The following is an 11,980-nucleotide window of genomic DNA, read 5'->3' as shown; positions in this document are numbered from 1 at the left end:
AGGATGTCTTGGAGGACAAACCTCTTCTACAGCAGCTCCGCTGCCTCGTTCACCAGCCTTGACGAACAACCCCCGCCCTTAACTGAACGGCGTTGGATCTAGACCTGGTCGGACGCTGGTCAGCCGAGGGGGTGGGCCGCGAGCAGGTCGCCCAGGGTCTCCTCGTGGGCCGCCGCCGGGCCGAGGGACAGCTCCAGGTGCTTGGCCCAGGCGTGGTAACGGTGCAGCGGGTACTCGGTGTCCGCGCCGAAGCCGCCGTGCAGGTGCTGCGCGGTCTGGACGACCCGCCGCACCCCTTCCGACGCCCAGATCTTCGCCACCGCCACATCACCGGCCGCGGGCAGCGCCCCGCCCGCGCCCGTACTGATCCGCCACGCCGCCTGCCACAGGGTCGCCTCCATGGCCCGCAGGTCGATATAGCGGTCCGCCGCCTGTACGGCCACCGCCTGGAACGTCGCCACCGGGAATCCGAACTGCTCCCGCTTCCCCGTGTACTCGCTGGTCATCCGCAGCACCCCCTCGCCCAGGCCGAGCGCCAGCGCACACGTCCCGGTGGCCAGCAGATCCCGCAGCCACTCCCAGGCGCCCTCGGCCTCGACGACCCGGTCGGTCGGGATCCGGGCCGACTCCAGCCGGAGTTCGCCCAGCCGCTCACCGGTGGTCGAGATCTGCTCGCCGATCGCCACACCGTCGTGCCCGCGTGGAACCAGTGCGAGCAGGGTGCGGCCCTCGCCCTCGCCGGTGTGCGCGGGTACGAGAATCAGGTCGGCGTTGTGCGCCCAGGGCACCGCCGTGTGCGTACCGTCGAGGACCCATGCGTCGCCGTCGCGCTGCGCCGTGACCGCGCGCTCGGCCGGGTCGTGTCCGCTGCGGCCGTTCGCCGCGACGGTCAGCACCAGTTCGCCCCGGGCGGCCCGGGGGAGGACGTCCCGCTTCAGCGCGTCGTCGCCGTGGACCTGGATCGCGTACGCGGCGGCGCCGCTCTCCAGGAGCGGCACCCGCGCGAGTACCTTCCCGGCCTCCCGCAGTACGAGGCAGAGCGCGATGGCGTCCAGGTCCGCCCCGCCGTACTCGGGAGCCAGCGGAAGGCTCAGCAGATCGGCGTCCCGGAGCCGGGCCCACAGCGCCCGGTCGAAGTCGTCGGCGACAGCACCCGGCGTCTCCGCGGGGCTCGGTACCGCGTCGGGCGCGACCCCCGAGAACACCGCCTTCGCCGCTTCGACGGCCGCCTGCTGCTCCTCGGTGAAGGTGAAGTCCACTGCCAGTCCTCCCGCGTACCCGGCCGACCCGGCCCAACGATCTGACGGAGCGTCAAGATAGAACAGGTTCTACAAGAAGGGAACGGGGCGGGGGGACCTCATACGAAGGGCCCACAGGAAGGGGCGTCAGCGGTCGAAGTCCAGTTCCACCTTCTCCGTCTCGGGATGGGACTGGCATGCCAGGACGAATCCGGCCTCCGTCTCCTCGGGCTCCAGCGCGAAGTTCCGGTCCATCCGCACTTCGCCCGAGACCAGGAAGGCCCGGCAGGTCCCGCACACGCCGCCCTTGCACGCGTACGGCGCGTCCGGTCTGTTGCGCAGTACCGCGTCGAGCAGCGACTCCCCGTCCCGCACCGGCCAGGTGCCCGCGCGGCCGTCCAACTGGGCCGTGAGGGAGCTGTGCGAGGGCGCCGTCCGCGAGGGCGCAGGCGCCGGTGCGCTGTCCACATGGAAGATCTCCTCGTGGATACGGGAACGCGCGACCCCCAGCTCCCTCAGCGCTCGCTCCGCCCCCTGCACCAGACCGAACGGCCCGCACAGGAACCAGCCCGCGACCTGTCCCACCGGCAGCAGCGCCGGAAGCAGCCCGGTCAGCCTCTCCCGGTCGAGACGGCCGGACGGAAGCCCCGCCTGCTGCTCCTCGCGCGACAGGACCGTGACCAGCTGGAACCGGTCGGGGAAACGGTCCTTGATGTCGGCGACCTCCTCCAGGAACATCGTCGACGCCGCCGTCCGGTCGCTGCGTATCAGACAGAACCTGGCCTCCGGCTCGCGCGCCAGCAAGGTCCCCGCGATCGACAGGACCGGGGTGATTCCGCTGCCGCCGACCACCGCCGCGTACAGACCGGGCGCCGGTTCCAGCGTGAAGCGTCCCGCCGGGGTCATCACCTCCACCGCGTCGCCGACGGCGAGTTCCTTCAGCGCGTACGTCGAGAAGGCGCCGCCGTCGACCAGGCGCACGCCCACCCGCAGCGTCCGGGGGCCTTCGGGGCCGGGCGCGGGGGAGCAGATCGAGTACGTACGGCGGATTTCCTCGCCGTCGAGGGTGCTGCGCAGGGCGAGATGCTGGCCGGGGGCGTGGCGGTAGGCGGGGCGCAGCTCGGTCGGGACGTCGAAGGTGAGGGCGACGGCGTCGTCGGTGAGCCGGTCGACCGCCGCTACCCGGAGTGGGTGGAAGCGGGCCATCACAACTCCTTGAAGTGGTCGAACGGTTCACGGCAGGCGAGGCAGCGGCGCAGTGCCTTGCAGGCCGTCGAGGAGAACCGGCTGAGCAGTTCGGTGTCGGCCGAGCCGCAGTGCGGACAGTGCACCGGTTCCGGCGCCGTGGTGCGGGTGGGGCCGAGTGTCACGGTCACGGGGCCGGCGGTGCGCTGGGTGCGGGGTGGCGCTATGCCGAACTCCCGCAGTTTGCGGCGCCCTTCGGCGGAGATGTCGTCGGTCGTCCAGGCGGGGCTGAGTACCGGGCGGACCGTCACCTCCGCCATGCCATGGGCGTGCAGCACCTTCTCTATGTCCGTCGACATGGATTCCAGGGCAGGGCATCCGGTGTAGGTCGGGGTGAGGTCGACCTCGACGCTGTCGGGTCCGCTGAGTCGCACCGCGCGCAGGACGCCCAGCTCGGCCAAGGTGAGCACCGGCAGCTCGGGGTCGGGGACGGATCCCGCGAGTCGGCGCAGCTCGGCCTCCAGGGCGGTGTCGTCCGTGCGGGCCGGGTCGGCGGTCCGGGTGGCGCCGGGGGCGCCGGGGGTGCCGGCCGGGTCGGTCACCATGTCGCCCCCGGGTGGCTGCGGTGCAGGTGCTGCATCTCGGCGAGCATCCGTCCGAACGGCTCGGTGTGCACGCCCTGGCGGCCCGCGCCCGCCGTCCAGGCCCCGGAGCGCGGGCCGTCCGGCAGGGTGAGCGTGGACTCCTCCAGGACGCCGGCGACCGAGCGCAGCCAGGCGGCCTCCATGCTCTCCAGGTCGACGTCCGGACCGGCAGGGCCCTCGGAGTCAGCGGTGCTGGCAAGGGGCTGGAACATCTCGCCGGTGTACCGCCACAGCGCCGTGCAGGCACGCTGCATCCGCTCATGGCTTTCGTCGGTTCCGTCGCCGAGGCGGCGGGTCCATTGCTCGGCGTGGTCCTGGTGGTAGTCGACCTCCTTGACTGCTTTCGCGGCGAGCGGGGCGAACTCGCTGTCGCCGGCCGCCAACCGCTCGTACAGCAGGCGTTGGTAGGTGGAGAAGTAGAGCTGGCGGGCGATGGTGTGGGCGAAGTCGCCGTTGGGCTGTTCCACGAGCTGGAGGTTGCGGAAGGCGCGCTCCTCGCGGAGATACGCCAGCTCGTCCTCGTCGCCGACAAGGGACAGCAGTACGCGGGCCTGGCCGAGGAGGTCCAGGGCGATGTTGGCGAGGGCGACCTCTTCTTCGAGGACGGGTGCGTGGCCCGCCCACTCCCCCAGCCGGTGCGACAGCACCAGCGCGTCGTCGCCCAGCGCCAGGGCCGCGGTGGATGCGGAGGATGCGGTGATCGTCACAGGTGCTTCACCCCTTCCGGGATCTCGTAGAACGTGGGATGGCGGTACGGCTTGTCCGCGGACGGTTCGAAGAAGGGGTCCTTCTCGTCCGGTGACGACGCCGTGATGGCGGTGGACGGGACGACCCAGATCGAGATGCCCTCGCCGCGCCGGGTGTACAGATCGCGGGCATTGCGCAGGGCCAGCTCCGCGTCGGGTGCGTGCAGGCTGCCGGCGTGGGTGTGGGACAGGCCGCGCCGGGACCGCACGAAGACCTCCCACAACGGCCAGTCCGTCGCCGTCGAGGCCGTCGAGTCACTCATGCCGTCGCCTTTCCGCTGGTGGTGTCGCGGCGCTTGCGCGCGTGGGCCGCCGCCGCTTCCCGCACCCAGGCGCCCTCTTCATGGGCCTTGCGGCGCTGGGTGATCCGCTCCTCGTTGCACGGGCCGTTGCCCTTCAGGACCTCGCGGAACTCCGTCCAGTCGATCGGGCCGAAGTCGTGCTGTCCCCGCTCCTCGTTCCACTTCAGGTCCGGGTCCGGGAGTGTCAGGCCCAGGGACTCCGCCTGGGGCACGCAGATGTCCACGAATCGCTGCCGCAGCTCGTCGTTCGAATGGCGTTTGATCTTCCACTCCATGGACTGCGCGCTGTGCGCCGACTCGTCGTCCGGCGGGCCGAACATCATCAGCGACGGCCACCACCAGCGGTTCACCGCGTCCTGCGCCATGTCGTGCTGGGCCGGGGTGCCGTGGCTGAGGGCGAGCAGCAGTTCGTACCCCTGGCGCTGGTGGAAGGACTCCTCCTTGCAGATACGGACCATCGCGCGGGCATACGGGCCGTAGGAGCAGCGGCACAGGGGGACCTGGTTGGTGATCGCGGCGCCGTCCACCAGCCAGCCGATGGCGCCGACGTCGGCCCAGGTCAGAGTGGGGTAGTTGAAGATCGAGCTGTACTTCTGGCGGCCGGAGTGGAGCTTGTCGAGCAGCTCGTCGCGACCCGTACCGAGGGTTTCCGCGGCGCTGTAAAGGTAGAGGCCGTGTCCGGCTTCGTCCTGCACCTTGGCCATCAGGATCGCCTTGCGGCGCAGGGAGGGGGCGCGGGTGATCCAGTTGGCCTCGGGCTGCATGCCGATGATCTCGGAGTGGGCGTGCTGCGCCATCTGGCGTACGAGGGTGGCGCGATAGGCGTCGGGCATCCAGTCCCGGGGCTCGATGCGCTCGTCGGCCGCGACCGCGGCGTCGAAGACGGCCTCGAACGCCGCGGTGGTCGCGGCCTCGGCCGCGTCCGGCGCCGGCCCGGCCGTCTGCCGCGCTGCTGCTGTCGTCATGCCGTCCCCTCGATTCGTGAGCCATGCTACCGACCGATCGTTCGGTCCGGTCGATTCAATGGTGGGACCAGGCGCCGTAAGGTGTCAACCCTGTGGATAACCTCACGGACGCTGTGCTCGGCGGGCGGGTCTGAGTACCGTGCCGGTGCGACGTGGCGGGGACTGGCCGCGGCGGCTGACCGGGATCGGGGATCGGGGCGGAATGGACTCGTACGACAGGGACGCGGACGCCGTCGCGGACGCGGACCGGGGTGCCGGGCACCATGGCGGCGGGGGTGCCGACCAGGGCGCCGGCGGGTGTGCCGACCGGGGCGACGGCCACCCGGGTGGAGCTTCCGGAGCCCCCGTAGCTTCCGGAGCGGTCGGACCCGACGGCCGCTCGGATCAGCCTCCCCCGATCCCCTCCCCCTCGTCGCCCTGCACTGGTCCGTCCGGGCGCCCCACCCGCCCCGCACCCCCTGACGCGCCGCCCTTCGATCCGCCGCCCCCCGATCCGCCGTCCGCAGAGCCGCCGTCCGACCCCCGCTCCGGGATCGCCGCGCTCTCCTTCCCGTACCAGATCGTCGCCGCGCTGACCCTCGCGGTCGTCGCGCTCGCCGCCTGCGTCCACATCGCGATGGTGTTCCTGCATGTCGCGCCGTCGAACACCCTGACCAAGCAGCACGGGCAGGTCGTCGACGACTGGATATATCCCGAGTTCGAGCAGAACTGGAAGCTCTTCGCCCCCAATCCGCTGCAGCAGAACGTCGCCGTGCAGGCCCGAGCCGAGGTGCGGAGCGCCGACGGGTCCACACTGACGACCGGCTGGTACGACCTCTCCGCGCGCGACGGCTCCGCCATAGACGGCAACCTCCTGCCGAGTCACACGGACCAGAACGAACTGCGTCGCGCCTGGGACTTCTTCGTGGCCTCGCACGACAACGAGAACCGCCCGAACGGTATGCGCGGCCAGCTCTCCGAGCGCTACATCCGCCGCATCGTCGTCCAGCGCGTGCAGGACGAGCGGCCCGGGGGACAGGGCGCCTTCGTGGAGCGGATACAGGTCCGCTCCAGCACCACGAACGTGCCGCCGCCGAAGTGGAGCAAGGAGAAGGTGGACACACGCCCGGTGTACCGGCAGCTTCCCTGGTGGTCCGTGTCGGACGGTGACCGTTCCGTCGCCGGCTCCGCCGCCGCCGACAAAGGCGCCGCCGCGGACAAGGGCATCCGTGCGGACAACGGCACCCGCGCGCGGGACGACGCCCGGACGGAGGCGGGATCCCGGTGAACCTCAGCCGCGACCCGCTCGCCCGGGGCATCGACCGTGTCACTGGCCGCGCTCTGGGCCCGTACCAGACGGCCGTCATCCGGATCGGCTTCTCGGCCACCTGGCTGCTGTTCCTGCTGCGCGAACTCCCCCACCGCCAGGAGCTGTACGGGCCCGACGGGCCCTGGAGCTGGGACATGGCGCAGCAGCTCATCGCCGGCAACGAGGCGTTCACGGCCCTGATGTGGTCCGACAGCCAGATCTGGTTCGAGATCGTCTACGGCTGCGCGATCCTGTCGAGCCTGCTGCTGATGCTCGGCTGGCACACACGGGTGATGTCCGTGCTGTTCATGGTCGGTGTGCTGTCCCTCCAGAACCGCAGCATCTTCATGGGCGACGGCGGCGACAACGTCATCCATCTGATGTCGATCTACCTGGTGCTCACCCGCTGCGGCCAGGTTTGGTCACTGGACGCGCGCAGGGCGCGCAAGGAACGTGAGGCACGCGCGCGTGGAGTGCGTTTCCGCGAGGACGTCGTGGGCCCCGTGCTGTGGTGGGTGCTCGGACTCGTCCTGTCCGCGGTGACGTTCATGGGCGAACTCGGCTGGGGCTGGCTGCTGATCTTCTGGGGCCTGTGGATGGTGCACGGCCTGTGGTGGCTGGTGAACCGACACGCCCCACGGAGCCAGCCCCGGCTCCTCCTCGACGTCGTCGCCAACCTCGCGCACAACGCCGGACTCCTCGTGATCATGGTCGAGGCCTGTCTGATCTACGCGACGGCGGGCTGGTACAAGATCCAGGGCAGCCGCTGGCAGGACGGCACGGCCGTCTACTACCCGCTCAACCTGGACTACTTCTCGCCATGGCCCGCGCTGTCCGAGCTGCTGTCGTCGTACGGGCTGTTCATCATGGTCGTCACGTACGCGACGGTGATCGTGCAGGTCGCGTTCCCGTTCACGCTCTTCAACCGCCGCGTCAAGAACGTGCTGCTCGCGGCCATGATCTGTGAGCACGCGGTCATCGCGGTGACGCTCGGCCTGCCGTTCTTCTCGCTGGCGATGATCACTGCGGACGCCGTCTTCCTGCCGACGTCGTTCCTGCGCCGGGTCGGCGGATGGGCATCCCGCGCGCGGGGGCGTGTGCTGCCGCGAGCCGGTGGCGCGGAAGGGAAGGTGCCGGGGCAGCGGTCCGGCGGGGAGCCGGTCGCCGGGGATGGCGGCGACCCGCGTGTGGGGACCCCCGTACCCGACGGGCGTGGGACCCCCTCTCTGGCGGAAGGGCCGCCTCCGGCAGCCGGCCGGTGACCGTCGCAGCGGGCCGGTAGCCGTCTGCGCGCACGTAGGCTGACCCGCATGAAGGTCACGGGAGCGCACGACGACGGCGACGGCGACCGGGCCGTGCGCGCCTGGCGGGGGCTTGCCGACGGCGCGGTGCTGCTGGACGGCTTCCACGCCCTCAAGCACGCCCTGCGCTTCCACGCGCGCGTGCCCGTGGCCCTGACCGACGACCGGGCCGCCACGCTGGCCCTGGCGGACGAGCTGGCGCCCGATGTGACCGCCGCACTGGACGCCCTGCTGGTCGAAGTGCCCGTCGCGATCTTGCGGGGCCTCGTGCCGCGCGTGCACCCGACCGGCGTCGCGGCCCTCGCGGAACGCCCCTCCCGTACCGCCCAGCTCGAAGCGCTGGCGCGGCTGCCCAGGACCACACCCGTCGTCGTCCTCGACAACCCGCGCAACCTCGGCAACACGGGGGCTGTCATCCGCCTCGCCGCCGGCTTCGGCGCGACCGGTGTCGTCACGACCGGCACGCTCGACCCCTGGCACCCCACCGTCGTACGAGGCGGTGCGGGGCTGCACTACGCGACGGCCGTCGAGCGCATGGACGTCGACGCGCTGCCGCAGGGCCCGCTGTTCGCCCTCGACGCGGAGGGCGAGGACATCCGGGGCCTGAAGCTCCCCGACGACGCGGTGCTCGCCTTCGGCTCCGAACGCACCGGCCTGTCCGCACCCCTACGCGCGCGTGCCGACCACGTCCTGTCCCTGCCGATGCGGTCCCAGGTGTCCAGCTACAACCTGGCGACCAGCGTCGCGATGACCCTCTTCCACTGGTCTACGGCGTCCGGGACGGCAGCCGATGGTCGGACAGTGTGACCTTCTGACCGTCGCCTCGTTTAAACCTGTGCGCGGAGACAACTGGAGTACGGGCGTCGAGGGTTTTCGGTAGAGGGTGCCGGTGCGCGGTGAGTGGCCGGTGAAACGAGTAGTGGCATGGGTGAGCCGATCTCCGCTCCTAGGGCCGGGAAAAGGTCCGCTTTCGCCCCTGGGCGTGCATAGGGGGCTTCACACCCATGCCATCGCGCCCTCCCGAGGAGGGCCCCTGTGAAGGGCACACCCATGTACACCGAAGAGTCCTTGCTGGACTCGCGCGTCGCCCGCGCCGCGCTCGCGGACCGGACGCACGCGCTCGCCGATGTGAAGCGGCTGCCGTTGCTCCCCGACGGGGATCACCTGACGGCGGCCATGCTCGCCGAGTACTTCGAGATCGACACGGTGGTTCTGCGCCGCGTGGTCCGCAAACACGCGGCCGAACTCACCGAACACGGCTACCAGCAGCTCCAAGGGGAGCCGCTGAAGACCGAACATGCCGGAACGCAGGAGCGGGGCCCGGACGGTCGCCGTGTTCACGCCCCGTACGGCCCTGGTGCTGGCGATGCTGCTTCGCCACAGCGAGGTGGCCCGAGCCGTGCGGAACGGGCTGCTTGACGCCGTCCAGTCCGACACGCCTGACGTGCCCGCGCTGCTCCGTACGTCGTTCCCGGTGACCGGTCAGCCGGTGCGCGTCCTGATGATCGCGGAGGAGCCATGGTTCGCCGCTGTCGACGTCTGCCGGATTCTCGGAATCCTGAATCCGAGCGACGTGAACAAGCTCCTCGACCGGGCGGACACGCAGACGGTCAATGAGTGGGTCGTGATCCTAGACACTATCGAGGGTCACCCTGTTCCCACAGGTCAGAGCGCGTACACCCGCGACCCTCATCAGCTGAACATCATCAGCGAAGCCGGTCTCTACACGCTGATCATGAAGTCCCGGAAGCCCGCCGCGAAGCCCTTCCAGCGGTGGGTCACCGCCGAGTTGCTGCCGTCGATCCGGCGCGGCGACGCGGACTTCGGGCGGCACCGGGAGCGGATGGCGGAGTCTCTGTCGGAGGCCATCGGCCAGCAGGTCCATGTCCTCGCCGACATGGCCCACGCGGACGCCCGGGGCATCGTCGTGATGTCCGACGGCAGCGTCCACTGCCCGCACGGTGAGATGGAGATCTGCGCTCCGTCGAAGGCCGAGGACAGCGGGCCGCCGTTCGGGCCCTCCTACCGCTGCCCTGCGGTCGAGAGGGTCGGGATTCGGGGCAGCCGCCCCGTCAGGACCTGTGGGACGGTCAAGCTCGTCGACGTCGTACGACGCCTCGCGGAACCGGTGGTTCCGGCATCCGAGCCACCGGCCGCCGAAACCCGGGCCCAGCCGCAGCCCCAGCCCCAGGCCCACCAAGTCCGGGCCGACACCGAACCCGAGGCCGAGACCGAGGGCATGTTCCTGACGATCGGCGGTGCGCGCGTGCACGGTTCGCCCCGGCAGATCGCTCAGATCCTGCGTGACATGGGCGTGGTGATCAAGCCGGGCGACTAGGGCGACCGGAAGCCAGAAGGTCGGGAGAGTGGGTCGCGGACCCTAGACAGTACTTAGGGTGCCGTTCGCGGCGCTGTATCCACGCAGGTCAGACCGTAGATCCTTGGTGCGGCTCCGCGACCCACTCTCCCCTCGGTCCTCTTGGGTCAGCCCTCCCGTCGTACCTCCACGACCCGGAAGCGGTTGGCCACGAACGCGCCGTCGCAGAGGGCCGCGTTCGCCGCCGGGTTGCCGCCCGAGCCGTGGAAGTCCGAGAACGCCGCCGTCTGGTTGACGTACACCCCGCCCGTGAGGTTCAGGGAGAGTTGGGCGCACTCCTCCAGGCAGACCTCGGCGACGGCCTCGGCGAACTCGTCCGACGTGGTGTACGCGCCGACCGTCATCGCGCCCTTGTCGCGCACCGTGCGCCGCAGCAGCTCCAGCGCGTCGGGCGCGGAGTCGACGGCGACGGCGAAGGAGACCGGGCCGAAGCACTCTTCGAGGTACACGGCTTCCGCGTCCGGCTTGGCGCCGTCGAGCTTGACGATCACCGGTGTACGGACCACGGCGTCCGGGAACTCCGGGTTGCTGATCTCCCGTGAGGGCAGGGCGACTTCGCCGAGACCGGGAGCGGCCTCAAGGCGGGCGCGGACGTCCGGGTTGACCAGGGCTCCCAGCAGGGCGTTCGCGCGGGCGTCGTCGCCCAGGAGTCCGGCGACCGACGCGGAGAGGTCGGCGACGACCTCCTCGTACGACTTGGGGCCCGCGTCCGTCGTGATGCCGTCGCGCGGGATGAGCAGGTTCTGCGGTGTCGTGCACATCTGGCCGCTGTACAGGGACAGCGAGAACGCGAGGTTCGCGAGCATGCCCTTGTAGTCGTCGGTGGAGTCCACGACGACCGTGTTGACGCCGGCCTTCTCCGTGTAGACCTGCGCCTGCCGGGCGTGGGTCTCCAGCCAGTCGCCGAACGAGGTCGACCCCGTGTAGTCGATGATCTTGATTTCGGGCCGCAGCGCGAGCGTCTTCGCGATGCCCTCACCGGGGCGTTCGGCGGCCAGTGCGACGAGGTTCGGGTCGAAGCCGGCCTCCGCGAGCACCTCGCGGGCCACCTGGACCGTGAGGGCGAGCGGCAGCACCGCGCGCGGGTGGGGCTTCACCAGCAGCGCGTTCCCCGTGGCGAGTGACGCGAACAGGCCCGGATAGCCGTTCCACGTCGGGAAGGTGTTGCAGCCGATCACCAGGGCGACGCCGCGCCCCACCGGGGTGAACCGCTTCGTCAGCGCGAGCGGGTCCCGCTTGCCCTGCGGCTTGGTCCACTCCGCGGTGTCGGGGGTGCGGACCTGCTCCGCGTACGCGTACGCCACCGCCTCCAGGCCGCGGTCCTGCGCGTGCGGGCCGCCCGCCTGGAACGCCATCATGAACGCCTGCCCGCTGGTGTGCATCACCGCGTGCGCGAACTCGTGCGTGCGCGCGCTGATGCGGGCCAGGATCTCCACACACACCACGGCGCGTGTCTCCGCGCCCGCGTCGCGCCAGGCGCGCAGCCCCGCGCGCATGGCGGGCAGCAGGACGTCCACGTCCGGGTGGGGGTAGGTGGTGCCCAGCTCGATGCCGTACGGCGATGTCTCGCCGCCGACCCAGTCGTCCGTGCCGGGCTGGCCGAGGTCGAGCCGGGTGCCGAGCAGTGCGTCGAAGGCGGCCTTGCCCTCGGCCATGCTCAGGCTGCCGTGCTCGCCGTACGCCTTGGGGTGTTCGGGGTGGGGGGACCAGTACGCGCGGGTACGGACCGCTTCCAGGGCCTGGTCGAGCACCGGCCGGTGCTTCTCGATCAGCTGATGCGCGGTGAGTTCGGCGGCCATCGGGGACCAACTCCTCGTCGGGGCAGCTCTTCGCCGAGCTGGCGAGCTGGGCAGGAACAGGCGGACAGAGTTAGAGTAACCGAACGATCGGTCGGGACAAGGGGGTCCGCTGAACCTGTGGACAACCCCGTGCGG

12 protein-coding genes are annotated in these 11,980 nt (G+C 70.9%); 5 read left to right on the top strand and 7 right to left on the bottom strand.

Features of this window, described 5'->3' with window-relative positions:
- Window positions 1-119 precede the first annotated feature (119 nt).
- From ACIQNU_RS41790 to paaA, 6 genes are all read right to left on the bottom strand, one after another.
- Window positions 120-1,259 (bottom strand): acyl-CoA dehydrogenase family protein, encoded by a 1,140-nt coding sequence (locus ACIQNU_RS41790; RefSeq protein WP_401377340.1) that lies wholly within the window; start codon window positions 1,257-1,259, stop codon window positions 120-122.
- A 126-nt stretch (window positions 1,260-1,385) separates the two neighbouring features.
- Complete coding sequence (locus ACIQNU_RS41785; RefSeq protein WP_401377337.1) at window positions 1,386-2,444, bottom strand: 2Fe-2S iron-sulfur cluster-binding protein; 1,059 nt, start codon at window positions 2,442-2,444, stop codon at window positions 1,386-1,388.
- Window positions 2,444-3,028 (bottom strand): 1,2-phenylacetyl-CoA epoxidase subunit PaaD, encoded by a 585-nt coding sequence (paaD, locus tag ACIQNU_RS41780; RefSeq protein WP_401377334.1) that lies wholly within the window; start codon window positions 3,026-3,028, stop codon window positions 2,444-2,446. Before paaD ends, ACIQNU_RS41785 begins: the two co-directional genes overlap by 1 nt.
- Window positions 3,022-3,774 carry a 1,2-phenylacetyl-CoA epoxidase subunit PaaC gene (gene paaC / locus ACIQNU_RS41775; RefSeq protein WP_401377331.1) on the bottom strand — a complete coding sequence of 251 codons (753 nt, stop codon included), beginning with the start codon at window positions 3,772-3,774 and terminating at the stop codon, window positions 3,022-3,024. The genes paaD and paaC overlap by 7 nt, the downstream gene beginning before the upstream one ends.
- Entirely contained in the window at window positions 3,771-4,076 is a 306-nt protein-coding gene (paaB, locus tag ACIQNU_RS41770) for a 1,2-phenylacetyl-CoA epoxidase subunit PaaB (protein ID WP_401377329.1), read from the bottom strand. Before paaB ends, paaC begins: the two co-directional genes overlap by 4 nt.
- Window positions 4,073-5,080, bottom strand: coding sequence for a 1,2-phenylacetyl-CoA epoxidase subunit PaaA (gene paaA / locus ACIQNU_RS41765; protein WP_401377326.1), 1,008 nt, complete (start codon window positions 5,078-5,080; stop codon window positions 4,073-4,075). Before paaA ends, paaB begins: the two co-directional genes overlap by 4 nt.
- A gap of 202 nt (window positions 5,081-5,282) precedes the next feature.
- Between paaA and ACIQNU_RS41760 the strand changes: the two genes are divergently transcribed.
- The 5 genes from ACIQNU_RS41760 to ACIQNU_RS41740 all read left to right on the top strand — a co-directional run bounded on the left by ACIQNU_RS41760 (window position 5,283) and on the right by ACIQNU_RS41740 (window position 10,007).
- A complete protein-coding gene (locus ACIQNU_RS41760) occupies window positions 5,283-6,347 on the top strand; it encodes a DUF5819 family protein (protein WP_401377324.1) in 1,065 nt (354 codons plus the stop codon).
- Window positions 6,344-7,630 carry an HTTM domain-containing protein gene (locus ACIQNU_RS41755; protein WP_401377322.1) on the top strand — a complete coding sequence of 429 codons (1,287 nt, stop codon included), beginning with the start codon at window positions 6,344-6,346 and terminating at the stop codon, window positions 7,628-7,630. Before ACIQNU_RS41760 ends, ACIQNU_RS41755 begins: the two co-directional genes overlap by 4 nt.
- A 48-nt stretch (window positions 7,631-7,678) precedes the next feature.
- Entirely contained in the window at window positions 7,679-8,476 is a 798-nt protein-coding gene (locus tag ACIQNU_RS41750; RefSeq protein ID WP_401377319.1) for a TrmH family RNA methyltransferase, read from the top strand.
- A gap of 228 nt (window positions 8,477-8,704) precedes the next feature.
- Entirely contained in the window at window positions 8,705-9,088 is a 384-nt protein-coding gene (locus tag ACIQNU_RS41745; protein WP_401377316.1) for a hypothetical protein, read from the top strand.
- Entirely contained in the window at window positions 9,036-10,007 is a 972-nt protein-coding gene (locus ACIQNU_RS41740) for a Bro-N domain-containing protein (protein WP_401377313.1), read from the top strand. Before ACIQNU_RS41745 ends, ACIQNU_RS41740 begins: the two co-directional genes overlap by 53 nt.
- 146 nt (window positions 10,008-10,153) lie before the next feature.
- On the opposite strand, the gene paaN is transcribed toward ACIQNU_RS41740, so the two are convergent.
- Entirely contained in the window at window positions 10,154-11,845 is a 1,692-nt protein-coding gene (gene paaN, locus ACIQNU_RS41735) for a phenylacetic acid degradation protein PaaN (protein WP_401377310.1), read from the bottom strand.
- Between the last annotated feature and the right edge of the window lie 135 nt (window positions 11,846-11,980).

Source organism: Streptomyces sp. NPDC091292 (assembly GCF_044757265.1).
Taxonomy (GTDB): domain Bacteria; phylum Actinomycetota; class Actinomycetes; order Streptomycetales; family Streptomycetaceae; genus Streptomyces.
Note: the sequence above shows the minus strand (reverse complement) of the source record. Positions and strands in the feature narration are given on the sequence as shown.